This window comes from Pirellulales bacterium, from assembly GCA_019694435.1.
Taxonomy (GTDB): Bacteria; Planctomycetota; Planctomycetia; order Pirellulales; family JAEUIK01; genus JAIBBZ01.
This window is the reverse complement of the sequence record JAIBBZ010000026.1, coordinates 1-18044: the sequence shown is the minus strand read 5'-3', so window position 1 is coordinate 18044 and position 18044 is coordinate 1. Positions and strand designations below refer to the sequence as shown.

Below are 18044 nucleotides of genomic sequence, written 5' to 3'. Positions count from 1 at the left end.
ACGTTTGCGGCTGATCGGTAGATCATGGCCGCCCGGCATGCCTTTATCGGGTGTTGGGCCTGCTCGGTTTGCGGGGCCCGGGCTGCACCAGCTTGGAGGACAGGCCATGGAGCACCGACTGGCATTACTGGTCGACGGCGAGAACGTCGCCGGCCGGCATGCCGCCGAATTGCGGCGGCGCACCGACGAGTTGGGCAGCGTTCGAGTTTGTCGCGTTATCGGCAATTGGCAGGGTAACCGCGGGCTGCAATGGAAGGCGGCCGCGCGCCGTTGGCCGGCGATCGAGTTTGTACAGCGCACCGGGCGGGCCAAGAATGCGGCCGACGTTGCCTTGGCCATTCAGGCCGTGGACTTGCTACGCGACGGGGGGCTCGACGGCTTTTGCCTGGCCAGTGCCGATGCCGATTTTGTCCCGCTGGCCCAGCGCATCCACCGCGCTGGGTTGTTGCTGTACGGTTTCGCCGCGGGCAACTGCTCGCGGGCGCTGCAGACCCAATGCGACGCCTGCTTTTCGCTGGGCGAGTGCGTGCCGGCGGCTGCCGAGGGCAGCCTGGTCGAACTGATCGAGCAGGCCATTCTCGCGCGCTCAGGGGACGATGGTTGGGCGAACCTTCCCTCGGTGGGCAACTACCTGCGATCCTGTACCGAGAACGACGCCGTGACGCATTGGGGCTTTTCGAGCCTGTCGCAGTGCCTCCGCAAGCTGGGGCAATTCGAGTTGCAAGACGTCGGCACGCTCCGCCGCGTGCGCGTGGCGGCGTAGCTGGTCAATTCGCGCAGGACGGTTTTGCGGTTCGCTCCTCGCCTTGGCGTCGAACTTCCCCCTGCTCCCAAAGGCCCCGGTGTTGCCGATTGCTAGTGATTCGTGAGGGTAATTGTCTTGGCTGGTCGCCGTGAAATGGCGGGTCGATGCGTTTCGCCAACGAGATACTTCCAAAAGCGATGCGTCTGGATGCCTTTCTTACTACGGCGGCTCCAATCAACCTACTGCTTGCTTGAGGGTGTGTTGTCATGGTGATTCAAGAACAAACGTCCGAAGTTATGCAGTTCGATAAGTCCGGCGTGGTGATATGCCATGCAGAACTGCTTGATGGGCGCGTCGCGTTGGGGACTCTTGATGGCAGAGTCCTGATCTGGAGGCCTTGCATCAGCCGCGTACCAGAGGTGATCGCACAACGCCGTCGTTGTCCGGTAGAGAGTTTGCTCGCTCTTCCAAGCGGCGCGGTTGTAGCGGGCTATGACGACGGCATGATGGTCGTTGCTGATCCAGCCACTGGCAACGTCCGAGCAATTCGCGCTCACACGAGCTCCGTTAGATGTCTATTGGGATTCGCAGACGGTGGCTTCGCATCCGGCAGTTGGGACGGGACCGTCAAGACCTGGACGGGAGAGTGCCGTTTTGTTCAGTCGATGCATGAACACACAGGTTCGGTACGGTGCCTGACCGCAACGATCGATGGCTGGATCGTTTCTGGCAGCGATGACTGGACGCTGAAATCCTGGCATCCTAAAACCGGTGCAATTCGCACAGCGTTTGCAGAGGATGCCTGCTTCAGCCTGCTCGCTGCACTCCCCGACGGTGGCTATGTCGCAGCGGAGGAGTTCGGAATTGTTCATCGCTGGGATCGGGCCGGCGTTCGGATCGGCTACAAAGTCCTCCATGAGGACGAGATCAGAGCGCTGGTGGTCTTACCCGACGGAGGTATCGCGACAGGGAGTTTTGACGGCTACGCAAAAGTGTGGATGCCTAATTCGGACGACATGGTCCGCAGCTCCTCCTGGACGGCGAACGGGGTAACTTGTGTCGGAGCGCTGTCAGATAGCCGGCTGGTGATCGGCGACGGTAACGGCATCGTCAGAATGTGGAGCCCGAGCACCGGCGAAGTGCAACTGTTAGGCCGACACGGGCACAGTGTATCGTATGTGACTAGCATCTCCGACGGATGCGTCCTCTCAGCGGGTGGCTATGGTGACGAAACAGTTCGATTATTTTCGCCGGTGGGCCACTGAAGTCGCCAGAATCGATGTGTCTGTAAGGTTAAAAATGGCCACGGGAAGCTCTAGCACGCGGCGACTCGCTTCAGCGGTTGGACACCGCTCAAGAGCGACGGCGATCACTAATGGGTGCAAGAGGCAATCAGGCTCTCGCGCCTACTGCGCTCGTTGTCGCCACCAGCAGCGGAAAGAATGGTCGGTGATCAAGCGATGCAGAGCTTGGGAAACAGAAACCCTACAACTCCTCCCTGGCAACACGGAACCCAACGTTGTTGTACCGGACGCCAGTCGCGTACCAGAACCGGACCGCGGAACGGCAGAGACTGGCGTCGTTGTTCCAACTACCGCCGCGGAGCACGCGGGAATTGCCCACGAAGCTCGGATTCATACCGTCGCGAAACTCAATGGCGGACCACGATGCCGCCGTCCACTCCTTGACGTTGCCCAGAATATCACGAAACCCGCAGGGATTGTCGTGGGCATGCGCGCCTACAACGACGGCGGGTTCCAGTGATGTTGGTTCGCCTGAATCAAACGTCGTGTCAAACGTCATGCGGCTCGTGTCCGCTTCGTCTCCCCACCAAAAGCGCCTGCGCCAATCAGTGCCAGCCTTGGCGGCGTACTCCCACTCGACTTCGTCCGGGAGCCGGCAACACCCGCCATCCCAATAGGCCCACTGGCAAAACGCCCAGGCATCGTACCAATCGACTCCGGTCACCGGCGCATCGGGGCCTACCTTTTCGAGCCAGTAATCGTCATGCCGCGGATCGAAAAAGTGAAACCAGGCTACCAGCGTTGGAAAGCGATTGAGCTGAAAGGCACCGACACGAAACTCGACGCCGTCCGGTTCGTCGTCAAGATGCTCAGAGCCACTAAGGGGCGAGCCCATTCGAAAGTGGCCGGCGGGAACGTGGATGAAGCTGTCCTTGAACTGCTGGGCTCGCTTCGTTGCCGTCGCTGGGGACCAAACAATGACTTGCCGTTTGGTTCGCTTACCTTTCGCGACTGTGTTGCCCCAGTCGTGGCCATGCAACTCGTTGAAACGCGACCAGTTGCCGTTGAGCAGGACGTCCTCGAACTCGCTCTGCCAGTCGTTGATTACGGCCGACGCCGCCTTGTCGCCGGCGCTAACGTACGCCTGCATCGGCTCCCACGAGCGGTAGAGGATCTCGCAGCTCCGTTTCGTGCCAGCGGCCGTGCCGTCGCCGGGGCGATAGACCGTGCCCAGCGAACGAACCCAAGGGTTGATCGCGGATTTGGCCGGCGGTCGAGCCTCGGCTGGCATCTCGGCTGCGTAGCGCCACATCCAGTAGAAGTCCCCCGTCGAATCGTCCTGCGGCAGATAGACCAGGTCCCACAGCCGCTGGGCATCGACTGCGGTCGCATAGAGCGACATCCACAGGCCGGCATAGAACTCCTGTGACGAACGATCGCGGAATTCGATGCCGTGCGGCGCGTTTTGTTCGAGGAACCCAAACTGCACGACCGTGTTGAGGCGGACCAATTGTTTAAGCGACGCCCGCCACCACGCGAGCGTTCGCGGCTCATCGAGCCCGAGCTCGGCCAAATGCCCCTTGACCCGGCGAATGACCGCAGCTGCCAGCTCGGTCATCGCATGCTCACCCTCGGGCACCCGGCTGAAGTTCGCCTCGTGGCCGTCGGCCACCATGCTAAAGGCGATCGCCGCCAGCAGCATCTGGATTTCTTCCACCGCGGCCTGCTGTCGCGGCAGCCCTTCGGCCAACATCTTGCGCGTCGCCAACCAGAAGACGTCGCTGGGCGTGCGGAGCACCAAGCCGTCGTCCTGCAAAACCATGCTCAAATAGTACAGTGCTCGTGGCACGCCTAGCAGCCGACGGGCCTCTCGGGGAACCCGTTCGTAGCGATCCTTGCCGTCGGCACCTTTGCCGAGATACCGCCGCTGTTGCGGTTCGTCGAACGGATCGAGTTGCAGGAATTGCCAGCCCCGCGCCTCGTGCGGGTGGCCGAATAGCCTGGCGAAATGCTCGCGAACGCGGTAGGGCCGGCTGCCTAGCACGAACCGGCAAGCTGCGAGCGCCGGGTCGGCGAGAATCAGGCCGAGAACATCGAGTTGGGTCTGGCTGGCATGATCAATGGCGTCGAACACCAGCCACAGTTCCCCGCGGCGTGCCAGCCGCGCCAGTTGTGCCCGAACCTCTTGGCGCCGGTCATGCTGCGCGTCGGGGGACAAGAGCGTAATCGAATTGCGGCCGGCAAGCACCTGGTCGACGAGCGTGTCGAAGAACTGGCCCGCGGACTCTGGCAACTTATCGGCCCGAATCAGGAACGCGCAATGGCCGACGAGGCGAGCGTTGGCCCAGGTGACGAGCCACTCGAGCGTGGTCGTTTTGCCCAACCCGGCTTCCGACAGCACGACCTCGCGAAGTCCTCGTAGTGGCTGGTTCGACGCGACCGGCGGCTCAGCCGGATGATCGGTGCTCGGGGCGTGGCTGAGGGCATCGCCATCCGCGGCGGTGGGCAGCCGACCGGCGGCCCAAAGTTGACGATCGGCTGGTTGCCAGCGTGCGCCACGGCCCGATCGGCGAGCGCTAGCCAGCGACTGGCGCTGGCTCAGGTGTTCTTCGCCCGAAATGTTCGTAGTCGAGAGCTGAAGGTCTTCGAGCCGCGGAATGCCGTCTAGGGGACGCAGGACCTGCAAACGCTGGTCGGCGATGTAGCGATGAGCCATGGGGAGCAAGTGCTGCGCTGGGAGCCAGGTCGGATCGGCAGGGTAAAGTGAAGGTCCGGCGACGCGGGGTTCAAAGTGCCGCAGTGCCGGGCTCCCAGCGCTTGGTCCACTCGTTGATCACTTCTTGGCGATAAAAGGTGAGTGCCGTTTGAACTCGGAACAAGCTGCTGAAAGCCTCGCCTAGAGTGCGTGCGGTCGAAGGATCGTCTGGTCGCAGATCACGATGCTCCTGGTAATCGGCGGATTCTTGTAAAGCTGCCACGATCACGCGATCGACTAGATCGCTGCGAATACGCGTTGCTTCAAGCTTCTCGTTGATTCCCCCTACCGGTCCCAGCGCCGCCGCCGGACCCGTGCCCGACGCTATGCACGCGCTAATCGACGCATACGGATCTAGATAGAAAGGCGGCGTGAACTCATCGCCGCCCTGGGGAACTTTCCCCGCGGCCGCCCAGAGAGCACAAACCGTCGCGGCCTGGGCCGAGTTGCCGGAGATCCACGGGATTTGGGAATACATCTCACAGGCGTTAACTCGCCAGCGTCCGCTACAACCGGTGAGCCCCGCGACTTGCCAGGCATCCCCCATCGCGGTCAAGAACTCTGGCTTGGCGGTCGTCAGGCCCATGCGGCCGACGTCAGGAATAAACGTGCCGCATTTATCGTCGAAAAGTTCGACCTCCAGTTGTGCGATGGCCCCTTTGCTGCCCAACTCGTTCGCACCAAAGAGCAAGATTTTGATTCCCGCGGTGCGGTTGTCTTGGGGCTGGCGAAAGTCAAAGCGGGAGAGCTGACAGACGATGTCCCAAACGATCCCCACAGCGGACGAAGTGTAGCCGCTGGCCGCCTGGCAAAACGCGTCGAACTGGGTTCTGTTCTCGGTGTAGGAAACGGGGAGCCACATTGCCCGGTCGGCTACGGTGGCGGCTCCGTAGCCCGCTTGTTCAAAGGCCACAATCGCCGATTGCACCGACTGCGCTTTGAACGGGTGATCGGGGTCTCGGTCGAAGCACGCGGCCCGAATCGAATGATCGATTCCAGCGAAGAGCTGCCGAGCCATCTGCTGGCTGTCGCCAAACGCATCGAAGGCCAGCCCCTGCTCGGCCCAAGTGGCCAAACCGTCGAGTGCCTTTTTCAGTTCGGTATGTTGATTCGTCTCGACAGCTTCTAGCGCGGCCATCACGGGCACGCACTCGGCACCACACAGCTTGGGGATGGCGAGCGCTGGATTTCGCTGCAGCTGCGCAGGCAGTTCCTGCAGTTTTTGTAGCCACGTTGACGGACGGACACGAGAACTTGACTGCGGTAGGTCCGCACTACTCATGGGAGCCTCCAACCAAGGCGTTGAATTCTTAAGGATCTACCCGCGGCCTACAGCCGCTCCAGTAGAGCCTGTACGTTGGACCGAAGTTCCGCGTGCCGCAACGCGAGCGGATGCTCGAGCAGCGGCTCGATGTCCTTCCGCGAAAAATTCTGTAAGCCATCCGGGTTATTCAGATCGGCGGGAAACAGTTCAACGGTGGGATTCGTCAAGCGGGCGCCCTGGCAGAGATCCACTAGCTCGACAAAGCCGGTGCGCATCTCGACTTGGTTCTTCGCTTCCGGCCCCGCCGCCGTCGGCTCAAGGACCAGCAAGGCAGTGACCTGCCCGGAGACCTTAGAATCCTTCAACTCGATTTTGACGATCCCCAGCGGCACTTCATTCGCGGGCAGCCGCAGCTCGAGAATTCCGGCAGTCGGGTCGACGCGGACGCCCTCGATAAGCTGATTCCGAGGTGCTGGGACCTCCTTCGCCGTCTCTGCGGCCATCCCCAGCGGCGACTCAGCAAGCCGGAATGACCATGACGACCGCCGGGGCGCTGGGGTTACGGGCCCGGAAGCGGGCCCCTTTCTGCGGCGCGATACGTACTCGGCTGACCATCGCTGTGCGACTTCATGCTGCAGGATGGCCCGATGTACCAGCGCCTGCCGGATTGGATCGGGGTTTTCGCCCGAAAGGCTGTCCAGGATGTCATTGATTTCGAACTCAGTCATCGTAAGGTCCTTTTATCGTTGGCCGGCTTGTCTTAGCCGGCTCATGTTTGAACAACGCTTGCTTGACGGCTGGTGTGGATGCGGCACTACACGCCTAGGCCCGCTCTTAGTCTGCTAATCACGGAACCATGCTTGGCTTTAACCGAATGGACTGAGTCCCCGGTCTCCGTGGCAATCCAGTCCCAAGACTTGCCCTCGCAGCGCCAAAGCACGATCTGACGCTCTTCGACATCGAGCGTTTTTTCCATCATCTGCAAGATGCGATTGAGGTTCGAGTCTCCGGCCGAGGCTGCAGCCATCGTTTCTGCCTTTTCTAGATCGCGTTCGCCGGCTTCCCCGCCCTTACCGTGCTCCCGCTTCAAACTCTTCTCTGTGGGGTTCTTGGCGACGTTCTTTCGCTCATAGGCCTCACTGTCGATATCACCGTGAGCCCGTGCCAGAAAATACCCGAGAAAGTCCTTTTTGTCCTTCTTGCGCGAACGATCCGCGTTGTGGCGAGCGACGTATGTTGAAGCGTTACACAGCAACCGAAACCAGACCTCGTTCGCGACGGCCAAGACGGATTCATTCAGGTTGGCATCTTCCCGCCATTTGCCCTTGTCGTCGACAAAACCGCCAAAATGTCGACGAGCATCGCGGCGATGCTTGCGGACCAGGTCTTTGATCGCCGGCCGTGGCTTCTTACTGCTCGGTGACGCCGACCCGGCTTGGTCATCGGATTGCTCAGGCGCACCATCAGGATCATCGGTATACAGACGGCGCACGGCCTCGAGCCAAGATTCCGGCCAAGACTCCTCGGGTACCTTGAGTTCGAGCAGTTTGATTTCGTCGAGTTCCTCGAGCGCGAGTTCCTTGCCTTCCTGGAGATTTTTCCTGAGTTCCTTGAGTCTCTTGCGTTGTTCTTCCTTGAGTTTCTTGAGTGTTGCCAGTAACTCTTCCACGAGGGTGGCACGCTCTTTAGCCGCTGCGGTACCGGACTCGGATGGCAGCGTGCGCGACAGCGTCGCGGCGACGAGACGCTCGAGGTCCTCGGCGATCTGCTCCAGCAGCACCCACGCACGCCAGAAAGAGCAAACCGGCAACGGCTTCCAGGATGACTTGGGTTTCCGTTTTCGCTTTCGCTGCTTCCGCACATCGTTGATCGGTGTCGCCTTCGCCTGCTTTTGCGACGGCTGCTGCACGCGCTGCTCGGGCGGCTGCATCTCGCCACCCGCACGACCAGATCTCGCTTTTGCCATGCTTCACCCCGCTGTGCTAGTTCTTGCCCACCGAAATGAGAAGGAATGCGGACGGCATGTTTCGACCAGATTTTTTCCAACTATGCTGGGGTTTAGGTATAAGGTCTTGTGCAACCAATAGTTATTGGCTGTCATCAGCCAGGTGGGGTTGCGGTTTCTCCCGTCAAGCACCCCGGCAAACTGGGCAAATTACCCCTCCCGGCAGCACCTGACTCGTCACGCTCAACTCCCCGCTTGCCGACCATTCCAGCCGCTGCCAGCGGCTCTCCGTCACCCGGCCCGCTAGGAAGTCGAGCCAGAGCTGGATGCCCAGATTGACGCTGACCTGCGAGATGGTGATGCACGAGCCGGCCCGGTCTTCGTCCCAGCGGGGTGGACGCTGCCGCGGTAAGGCCCCGATCGGGGCACTTAGTTCGTCCTCGGCCAAGTCCGGTTGCCGCAGTCCGCCCAGACAGGCGATACAGCACTCGCCGGGCACGCAGAGGCGTAGATCGGCCCCCATCCGGCGCTCACCGCCAGCGTCGCGGAATATACCACTGCCAATATCCAAATGCACTTTTGCTAACCAAGGCTTGTTGACAAGTCTCGCCGCCGCCAGCCGGGCCACGTCGGAATCGACACACGTGACTAACAAATCCACGCCACGCAGGCGTTCCATTACCACGCGATGCCTAATCGAAGCTCGTAGCGGCTCGATCACCAAATCGTCAGGCCGAAGTTGAATCAGCTGGCTGGCACGATTGGTGACCTTGGGTTGACCGAGCCCACTCAGAGGGGCGCCGACGGTGGCGTCCAAATTGTGGAGCTGATCGATGTCCTCGTCGATCAGCAGGATTCGACGTGCGCCCAGCATCGCCAGCGTCCACGCGGCCGCTGAGCCATTGCGCCCCACGCCCACGACGGCCACCGTGCTATTCCGCACGCGATGAAACACATCTTCGCCAAGGGCCCCGATCGTGCGGCTCCAGCGTGTCGCGGTCGAGGCATCTAGCAGCGCCGGCCTATCCTTGAGCTGTATTGAGCGCATACTTGGCCCGACGAGCGTGATCCGATCGAGCGGCGCCAATCGTCTGCCCACATCCACCGCTGCATTCCATTGGCCCGCCGCCGGGCCGGTGCCCAAGACGACGCCCACCGCGCACTGGGTCGGTAGCGGCTGCGTGTTCACCAACAAACGCTCGGCAGCATGGGCCGGCACACTGTCGGCCAGCTCGATCACCAGAAAATCGTCGCGCGGGGCGAAGTCCGCGGCCCTCTGGGCGTCGGTCAGCCGATGACAGACCAGCTCGCGGGCACCGGCCCAGTCGTTGGGCTCCAACAACGCGCTACCTCGGCGCGTCCCACGGGCCAGCCGGAGCAGGTCTTGCTGCCAAACTCGCGGCAGCAAACGAAGCTCGTACGGACGCTCAAAGTCAGACATCTGCGTCACCCCACCCGGGCCGAACGGCCCGTTTCACTGCGGCGGAGGAACTGGGTGAGCTTCGCCGCGGCGACACGGCGGTCCAACTCGCGCATCGCTTGCGCCGCATCGCGGCGGATCGTGGCGTCGGGATCGACCAGCGCGAGCCGAAGGGCTTGCCGGGTAAGGTCAATGAGCGTGAGATTCAGCGGGCGGTACATCTTCAACTCTAGGTACTTAAGGTCTGCGGGATCAGCGGAAGCTGGGCGATTGCCCCTGGCAATCGGTAAAGGCATGGATCTGCGGCTCCGCCGCCGCAGCCGGACAAAAAACTCAGGGCTGCGCGAGATCAAAGGCATGTGGGCCGGACAAACGGAGCACTAAGCCGGCTGGCAAAAACTCTCGCCCCACTTTCCGGCGGGAATGAGGATGCCTTTTAGACTCGGTCGCCTCGCGCGACGGCGTTTCGCGGCGTGGGGTGACCCGGCATAATGCCGCCCAGCCGCGTGGCCACGATCGATGCTTGCAGGGGAGCCCGTCGCGATGGACGATCGCCCACCGTTTATCCATGACCAGCGGATGCGGATCCTCGTCGTGCCGCCGGACGCCAAGCGTGGGGCGCGAGACTACATCCAGCCGGAGAGCTTTGGCGCCCCTCAGCCCGACAGTTCGCCCCAGGAGAAACAGGCGAATTACGACAGCGCCTGGCAGCCGATCGCGCGTGCCGATTGGTGCGACGGGGTCTATCAGGAACGTCAACTGCTCCGCACGTTGCTGATCAGCGAGTCGGGCGAGGGGAAAAGCATCGCCGGCGAGTGGATGGCCGCGCGCTTGATGCACCACGATCTGTCGCTCGTGGCGATCGTGGTCGAGATCGACCAACTGAAGCAGGGTCACGGTAATGGGAACTGGGACCTGTTTCGCAATTGCCTGGCGCTACGGATGCTCAAGTCCCTAGGCATGTCGCACACCGGCCAGGTGGCCAGCCAGTGCCAGCAAATCGGCGATGCGCTCCGCCGGCTGGCGCGTCGTGGCAAGTTGGTGCTGCTGTTCGACGGCCTCGATCAGGCCGGCGAAGCAGCGGTTGAGGTCCTGCGTGAACTGTTGCAAGCCGAGCCGCTTAACGTTGCGGGCCAAGAATGTCGCATCCAAATTGCCGGGCGCCCCTTCGCGGTGGCCCAGCATTGGGACACCCTGTTTGAGCCCACGGCAACCACGCCCCAGCATCGCCGGTGGGTGTTGGGATTGCTCGAGGACCTCGACGCAGATCAGCAGCGGCGGCTGCTAGGCGAGGATCGGTACCGCCTGGTGCCGGAGGAGGCCCGGCCGATTCTTGGCGTGCCGCGCGTATTACGTTACCTCCGCCAGGTCGCCTTGGCCGATTTCGAGCGCATCCGGACCCCCAGCGACGTGTTCTGGGAATCGACCCGACACATGCTTGCCGAGGCAAGCCGCAAGTCATCAAGTGCTTCGCAGTCGCTTCGTACCGATCAGGCGCTGGCGCTGCTAGCCGCGCTGGCGTTCGAGATGCTCACCGGCAGGGCGGCGCCTAACCGCTCGGCCGTGTGCGGCGAAGCGGCCGTCGACTCGTTTCTGCTCAAGGTGGCCGAGCTGATGAGTGCCACGCCGCGGATGCGCGCCTACGACTATGAACGGGTCCAGAACGACCTGCGCAAGCTGGCGGAGTGGAACGCGATTGTCGGCTGTGGCTTTGTCGAGCGGGACATCTTTGTCAACGTCCAGTTTCGCGACACGAGCTTGCTGGAGTTTTTCAGTGCCGTGTGGCTGGCGCGATTTGCGACCGAGGAGCATGCCGAGCGGATGCGCTCGCGGCTGTACCTGCAAGAAGAACCCGATTCGCGCATCTGGTACTGGGTCTGGCGCTATGCCTGTGAGTTCCCGCTGGCCACGGCCGACGCCGAAGCCTGGGCGACCGCGATGGCCGTGATCTACCGGCCCGGTGATGGGACGGCCGAGGGTACGCGACGGTCGACCGAAATGATCTACCGTAGCCACGATCAGCAGGTCCGATATCAGACTCTTCCCGCCGAGAAGCAGGGAAGTGACGCGAGCGAACGAGTCGCGCCATACCAAATACGATGTTTGGGCCCCTATCAGGGCGAGTTTCAACTGATCGTCGCCGACCCGCGCGGCGCCGACGCTCAGCGGATTGCCCGTGAGTGTCTGGGTGGCTTCAAGTCGATCATCCCGAATGACAAGGGGATTCCGGCGACGTTTCAGATGGGCTCACCGGCGGACGAGCCCGAGCGGATGGACGACGAACAGCAACACCCGGTAACGCTGACGCGGCCCTTCAGTCTGGCGCAATACGCGGTGAAGAACGAGCTGTACGCGCTGTTCGATGTGGGTCATGAGTCGCGGCAAGGCAATTACAAGAAGCTGAGCCCCGAGCCCCGGTGCCCGGTGATTCATGTGAGCTGGTACGACGCGGTATCGTTCTGTCTGTGGCTTGGTCCGGCGTATCGCTTACCGACGGAAGCGGAATGGGAGTATGCGTGCCGTGCGGGTACGGAGACCCCCTTTCACTTTGGTGAGAAGCTGAACGGCCTGCAGGCGAATTGCAATGGCAACTACCCGTACGGCGTGAAAAAGAGAGGCCCGTACGTGGGACATACGACCCCGGTGGGGAGCTACGCTCCAAATGGGTTTGAGCTGTTTGATATGCACGGGAACGTCTGGGAGTGGTGCAGTGACTGGCACGGGGCGTATCCGAAGGAATCGGTAACAGATCCGGAGGGCCCACCATCAGGCCGATCCCGCGTGCTCCGCGGCGGTGCTTGGGGCTTCAACGCCATGCTCTGCCGTTCCGCGAACCGGATCAGGCTCGCGCCCGACGACCGGAGCAACCTCAGGGGTTTCCGTGTTGTCAGGGCTTACTAACGCTTTGCCTTTTCGCCCTCTTACCCTCAGTCTTTTCTGCCTTCTGCCCTTTTTCTCTTTCTGCTGGCTACGACGCCGAGCGTAGCGAGTCACGCGATTTCTTTTGGCGGTGGGCTCTCGAGTCAAGTCACCAACCGCCCGCCGCTGACCGCGGTGAACAACTTGGCCAGTTTGTCGGTGTTGAGCTGATCTCCTTCGACGCAGGCCCGCAGCATGGCCAGCACGCGGGACTATGTGGTGCGCTCCCCCGGGGCCATGGCGTCGTAGTCGACGTTCTGCAGGAAGAAGTCGAACATCGTCATCTCGTCGTCGCCGATCGGCGGCGACGTCTTGCTCGAACGCTTGGCCATCGTGGGTTCCTCCGAGACGGGTAAAGGTTGCCCCGGTTCTGAGTCGAAAGGCAGCGGCGATTTTACAGCGCGAGCGGCACGTTTGCGTGCCGCTCGCCGAGGCTTCTGCTTGGCAGCTTCTGGTAGAAAGGACCGCATGGTCACTGAAATGCGCTGCCCGCAGTCGCCGGCAAAGTGCAGCACGGCATGCTTCCAGACCCGATTCGTGTCGCTGGGCAGAATGATCACGCTGCCGTGCTCCACGGGAAAATCGTGCTTAGCCCGGGTCTTGGGGTGGACCATCCGAAACGTCCGCGGCGCGCCCAGTGAAACCATGATGATCGGCGCGCCAGCGACAAGTTGCTGCCATTTGTCGTGATGCTCGGTGATTTGGTGCTGATCGTCCCCTGAGTACCAGTTGACCAAGAGGCCATTCAGCCGCGGATCCAGCTCTCGCGCCCAGTCATACAGCGGCGCGAGCTCTGGGAGCAGGGCGTGTTGTTCCTCGGTAATGCCGGAAAACGCGTAGGCATGTTCATAGGCCCGCGTCCAACGGCGCGTGGTGACCTGGCGGCCAAACATCTTCGCTTTGCCCTGCTCGGCGGGCCGCGCTTGCCAGAGCGACTCAAAATCGCCGGTAGCGGCCATGCTCAATTTCTCAGGTAGCCGGCCCAGCCACAGCTCGCAAGTCTCATCGAGCGGCTCGCGCTTGAAGCCGTCGTAGGTCGGATTGTCGGACATGCCTTTAGCTCCATGGGTTAGCCGGGCGCGACCGGCCCGGAAAACCGGAGCCGCGCGAATCGCGCCCGCCTCATAAAGGCATCCTGGGTACCCCGAGGGGCGCGCGTTTAGCCGAGATAATGTTTTTCTTTTTTTCTCGCTCAACCCAGCCGCCTGCTTGCCTTTCTCTTGCGGAACGAACCGCAATCCAATTCTCCGCCGATTCTAGGAGACCCAGCCGATGAAATCGAAAGTTGCTCAAGGCGCCCAACTGGTTGCCGGACTGGCTGTTTTTCTGCCGTCGTCGGCCGAGGCCCTCGATCTGTTGGCCCGACATCAGCTCCGGCTGAGCGCGGCCCTGTTGAACCCCGCCACCTGCCAAACGTCGATCTGCGATGGCTCGCTGTTGAACCTGGCGATCCAGGCCCTGGGGGAGACGTCGCCGAGCGCCCCGCTTGGTTACGACGATATTCGCCTCGCGTTGGACGAGGTGGCGCAGATTCGCGTCCGCCAGGGTGAAGGCATGCCCGCGTGGCGGTTGGCCGATGGGCAGGTATTGGCGGTCGTGTTTCCCTTGGTGCTGCAGGCCGAAGGCCGAGGCCTTTGTGCGGATTTCAAGGGTGTCCGAGATGGCGAGCTGGACCCGGCTGAGAAGTTAGCCGAGCTGCGGCGGGTTCTAGGTGAATTGAAGGTCGTCGCCGGGCGCTTGGCATGCCGAACCCCAGCCGAGCGACTCGCCCGCGTGCAAGCCAAGCGTCGGTTGGCCTGTGTGAGTGACGAGCTTCAGCGGTTGCAGGCCTATGGTTGGCCAGTGCCGTCGGCGACCTTGGGCGAATGCACGCTGTCCGAACTGATCCGCCATTTCAACCTGCAAGGACTCTCGTTCGCCCCCTGTGAGCTAGGCGGCGAAGCGACCTATACGCGGATCTTTCTGGCCCTGGCCGCACGCTGCCGGCAGCAGTTGCCCGAGGAGGTCTTGCGGCTGGCCGAGACCCAGGCGCAGCAGCGTGCTGAGCGGCGCCGCGCGGACCTTGACGAACGTCGCGAGCGAATCTCGACCGCAGCGGCCGAAGGTGCCACGCAGCGTCGCGGGCGGATCGCCGCAAACCGCAACCGCCCACCGGACGTTGGCGTGCCGGGCGACCCGAGCGTTTTCGTGTTGCCCCAGCCAGCCGCGGATCCCGCCTCGACGTGGACGCGCTATTGGTACCGGACCTATCGCTATTCGTACCCCGTCTACAGGACGTATCGCTACACGATTTCGCACTGAAGACGCGCACGGCCCGGGCATCAGATGCCTTTCTTCTTCACGCGACGACGCCGAGGTGACCGTCGCCACGCTCAACCTCGATGGAGCACTGAAATCGTGCGTTCGCAAATTGTGCACTGGTTTGAACTCGCGCTGTTCTTCCTGGGAACGATCGTGCGGGTGATGCCGTGGTGGGCGCGCCGCGACCGAAAGCCGCGAGTCGAAGCGGCAATCGCCGTGCAACCGATTCGCTCCCAAGGGCGCAGCACCTCGCGTGACGTCGACCATCAAGAAACCTGGCCGGTGACGACCGTTGAGCGGTTGAGCTGGCGGGGCCCGTCCGCGAACGGCTTCTCGCATTCGACGGTCGGCTATGCGCTGCGAGGCGCCGCCGAGTTGTTTTACGCGACGGGCCAGACGCCGCCGCTGGCACCGATTGCCCAGCGCGTTCTGGCCTACGAACGTGCTCGGGCTGGCAATCACTCGGTTGCTGCCAACGATTGCACGCCGATTCTCTACGGTGGCGTGATGGGGACCGTCACGAAGGCCAGCGGCGAGGTCGTCCCGCAACGGATCGGCGTGGATCGCGCGTTTCTGGAGGAGCATCTGGTTTGGGCCTATCGCCCCGGTGGCATCAAGCATCAAGTGCCAACGGCCCTAAAGCGGCTCTTTTCACACCCGAGCGTACGGGACTATGTGCAACGGATCAGCGAGGTCGCGCAACATGCCGAGCAGGCCCTGCGGGCAGAGGACCCGGACCGACTGTCGATGGCGATGGTGCGTTATCGTGAGTTGTTCTGGGATGGCTGGGGCGAGGGAATGCTGCTCAACCCGGAGGTTCCGCGCGTGGCGGAGCACCTCCAGGGCGAACTGGGGGATCGATTGCTTTCCTGGATCGGCGCTGGAGCTGGGGCGGCTTCGAGTATCGTCGTGTTGACGAGCCATGCGGCCGTGACGATCGCAACGCTGAAGGCGCTAGGCTGGCGGGCTTACTCAGCAAAAGTGGCCGAGGGGCTGCGCTTTGACTACGCGCAGAATCAGCGACGGCTGACGATCACTGCTCCCCAGCGAATCGCCTTGGTGGGTGCCGCTGATTTGGGCGCCGACCCAGCGATTGCCCAGGACGGCTACTCAATTGCTGTGGCCATCGAACCGCGCAGCGAGTTGGTGATTGAGTTGGGGGAGTAGACGACGCAGCATCCGGTCGTCGTGCCTGATGACGGCCGCCCTGGCAACGTCCACTTCGGTCGAGCGGCACTCTGACGCCGCCGTCGGTGTCACCACGACTCAGACCCCACGGAGTTGTGTGATGTCCCAAGTTGGTCCTACGCGAACAAACCGTCAATCAACGTCCCTGGGGCTCCGCGTCGTTGAAAGGTCGGAAGGGCTACTACGGCACCGCCATGCAGATCTCGACATCCTTTGGCGATCGCGCGCGAATCCCTTCAAACGTTGAACCTTCCCGCGGGAGCGCGGCCATGATGGCCCTGTCGAATCCGACCCCGTCAGCTTTGTGTATTGTGGAATGGCACCAACGTGCCCTGGTTGAGCTTCTACGGCGGTCGGGTTCGCGACGAGTCTATGTTGGGGCCGTGGGGTTTGAGTGCCGCTATGGGGCTTCCTAGTCGCTTTCTCGCGGGGCTGATCTTGTGACTCGTCTTCCTCCGCTTGAGCCGACCGGCATGCTCGCCAATACCGGGAAGCGGTTTGTCAGAGAATGTCGGCGCTTGCAATACATGGCGCAGGCAACCCACGGATTGTGATTTGCGGGGCGGTAGATCGAGCTTGAGACGGTCGCGCAGATTTGAGCAGGATGGCGCTGAAAGCGATCGCCAGGCTGGAGACAAAAAGCAACGTGGCCAATGCCAAACTGGCATTGGCCACGCGAGTCAGCTTTCGCTGTGGGAGCATGTCCCGCCTAGCGACCTAGGATTCCTGTGTGCTCGCAGGCTCGTCGCCGAGTGCCCATGCAAGCTCGGGGCGGCGTATCGTGATCTGCCGCAGTTCCAGCTGTTGCGTGTTGGAATCCCAATCCCAAACGAGGCAATTCCAGCGCTCCTCGAAATCGCTCTCCGTCTCGATGAACTGCACGTCAAACGGCGCACCGAACGTACTGGGATTGATTACCCACACGCCGCCAACGCCTTCAAAGGTCCAGCAGCAATGATCGTCATCGTGTGGCATCACGATTACGCGAAGCGGTGCCGGGAGTCTTTCGCTGAACAGGCGGATCTCATCGAAGAAGAGCTCTTCACTGGACATCGGCATGCGAGCGTAAAACGATGCTTGTCCAAGACGCTTTGCTGGGAACTCTCGAACGATTGATCCCTGATTAATCAACTGCAACCGGTCACGCATAGATGAAGTCCCCTGTTACGACATGCAAAGTGCCGACTGACGCGGGATCCGTGACCCGCAGTAACGTCAAGAGATCGGCACCGCAATGCATGATTCTGGTCCTAACAGCACGTGGTGGTGCGTGTCGATCCCCCGCTTGACATGAGCATCCACACAAGGACTTGCAAACATCGGCATTCGTTCGCAATGCGTTGCAGAGGGGGGCAGCCGCAGCGAGCAATCGTGCAGTGAACTTCAGATTTACGGCCGCGTTGACCGCATTGGGCCTGCTGTAGATCGAGGGGGCAGGCAGACAGCGGACATTCTCCCTTCACGGTGGCCGGAGCGCTGACTGAGGTCCGCGTGCTCGACGCGGAACTTACCTCGCAAGGCTTTGGGCGGGATGCTCTCTGACTCTCGCCCAAAGTGAAAGCGCTTTCACTTTTGACCAACGACAGGCAATTTCCTCACGGTGCCCAAGCACCTGTCCGTCAGCGACGTCAAGAACACCTTAAGGCGGTTGGCGTCGGTTTGCACCCAAGCAAGCGTGTCAGTCGCGCCAGCAGGACGGTCGCCAACCAACGATGCCCCAGCATAAATTCCGCGATGGTCTGATCGGAGCAATGGCGGAGCGCCAGTTCGAGATGGCCTGAACGGCGCAGGCGGCGCAACACGTCGAGGGCCTGGACGCCAACTCGCAGTTCGCGACCAAACCGCTGTTGCCAGCGGTGTTCATAACTGCGCAACCGTGCGTAGTCCGTCTTACCTTGGTGCAACGCAGTTGCCATCGCGTCGCCGGCCATCTGACCGCTAGCCAAGGCATAGCGAATGCCCTCACCGGTGGCGGCAAACACCATCCCGGCGGCATCTCCACAGCAGACCAGCGCATCGGCCGCGGTTCGCCGGATTGGTCCCTGGCGGGGGAACCGCCCACCGAACTGAGTCCGCGCCGGAGAAGTCACGGCATGCTGCCGCTTGAACTGGACCAACAGCTCTCGCAACGGGGCAGGTGCCAAGGTGAACACACCGAGATTAGTCTCCTGGTTACCCTTGGGGAAGATCCACCCATAGCCTTCACGCTCCTGCAAGATCTGCCAAGTGAACGTCTCGCGATCGCCAGGCAGTTCCGGATGAA

The 18044-nt window shown here is 62.0% G+C and carries 14 protein-coding genes; 5 read left to right on the top strand and 9 right to left on the bottom strand.

The window, feature by feature from the left end; translation table 11 throughout:
* The first annotated feature begins 106 nt into the window (after positions 1–106).
* Positions 107–763 (top strand): NYN domain-containing protein, encoded by a 657-nt coding sequence (locus K1X74_17250; protein MBX7168086.1) that lies wholly within the window; start codon positions 107–109, stop codon positions 761–763.
* 248 nt (positions 764–1011) lie between these two features.
* Positions 1012–2010, top strand: coding sequence for a hypothetical protein (locus K1X74_17245; GenBank protein ID MBX7168085.1), 999 nt, complete (start codon positions 1012–1014; stop codon positions 2008–2010).
* 220 nt (positions 2011–2230) lie between these two features.
* On the opposite strand, the gene K1X74_17240 is transcribed toward K1X74_17245, so the two are convergent.
* The 6 genes from K1X74_17240 to K1X74_17215 form a co-directional block, all read right to left on the bottom strand.
* Positions 2231–4705 carry an SUMF1/EgtB/PvdO family nonheme iron enzyme gene (locus K1X74_17240; GenBank protein ID MBX7168084.1) on the bottom strand — a complete coding sequence of 825 codons (2475 nt, stop codon included), beginning with the start codon at positions 4703–4705 and terminating at the stop codon, positions 2231–2233.
* A 70-nt stretch (positions 4706–4775) separates the two neighbouring features.
* Positions 4776–6026: a hypothetical protein gene (locus K1X74_17235; GenBank protein MBX7168083.1), complete on the bottom strand. Its 1251-nt coding sequence runs from the start codon at positions 6024–6026 to the stop codon at positions 4776–4778.
* A gap of 47 nt (positions 6027–6073) precedes the next feature.
* Positions 6074–6736 carry a hypothetical protein gene (locus K1X74_17230; protein ID MBX7168082.1) on the bottom strand — a complete coding sequence of 221 codons (663 nt, stop codon included), beginning with the start codon at positions 6734–6736 and terminating at the stop codon, positions 6074–6076.
* A gap of 86 nt (positions 6737–6822) precedes the next feature.
* On the bottom strand, positions 6823–7974 hold the full coding sequence (locus K1X74_17225) for a hypothetical protein (GenBank protein ID MBX7168081.1): 1152 nt from the start codon (positions 7972–7974) through the stop codon (positions 6823–6825).
* A 163-nt stretch (positions 7975–8137) separates the two neighbouring features.
* Positions 8138–9394: a ThiF family adenylyltransferase gene (locus tag K1X74_17220; GenBank protein MBX7168080.1), complete on the bottom strand. Its 1257-nt coding sequence runs from the start codon at positions 9392–9394 to the stop codon at positions 8138–8140.
* Positions 9395–9399: 5 nt separating this feature from the next.
* A complete protein-coding gene (locus K1X74_17215; GenBank protein MBX7168079.1) occupies positions 9400–9594 on the bottom strand; it encodes a hypothetical protein in 195 nt (64 codons plus the stop codon).
* Between the two features lie 322 nt (positions 9595–9916).
* Between K1X74_17215 and K1X74_17210 the strand changes: the two genes are divergently transcribed.
* Positions 9917–12274, top strand: a complete 2358-nt coding sequence (locus K1X74_17210) for a formylglycine-generating enzyme family protein (GenBank protein ID MBX7168078.1) — start codon at positions 9917–9919, stop codon at positions 12272–12274.
* A 230-nt stretch (positions 12275–12504) separates the two neighbouring features.
* On the opposite strand, the gene K1X74_17205 is transcribed toward K1X74_17210, so the two are convergent.
* Positions 12505–13530 (bottom strand): alpha-ketoglutarate-dependent dioxygenase AlkB, encoded by a 1026-nt coding sequence (locus tag K1X74_17205; GenBank protein ID MBX7168077.1) that lies wholly within the window; start codon positions 13528–13530, stop codon positions 12505–12507.
* A 34-nt stretch (positions 13531–13564) separates the two neighbouring features.
* Here K1X74_17205 and K1X74_17200 point away from each other — a divergent pair, with 34 nt between their 5' ends.
* Both K1X74_17200 and K1X74_17195 read left to right on the top strand, forming a co-directional pair.
* Positions 13565–14593 carry a hypothetical protein gene (locus K1X74_17200; protein MBX7168076.1) on the top strand — a complete coding sequence of 343 codons (1029 nt, stop codon included), beginning with the start codon at positions 13565–13567 and terminating at the stop codon, positions 14591–14593.
* Between the two features lie 96 nt (positions 14594–14689).
* Complete coding sequence (locus K1X74_17195; protein ID MBX7168075.1) at positions 14690–15760, top strand: hypothetical protein; 1071 nt, start codon at positions 14690–14692, stop codon at positions 15758–15760.
* 738 nt (positions 15761–16498) lie between these two features.
* Here the strand turns inward: K1X74_17195 and K1X74_17190 are convergent.
* Positions 16499–16930, bottom strand: a complete 432-nt coding sequence (locus tag K1X74_17190; GenBank protein MBX7168074.1) for a hypothetical protein — start codon at positions 16928–16930, stop codon at positions 16499–16501.
* A gap of 479 nt (positions 16931–17409) precedes the next feature.
* The coding region (locus K1X74_17185) for a hypothetical protein (protein ID MBX7168073.1) at positions 17410–18044 on the bottom strand (635 nt) is incomplete at its 5' end.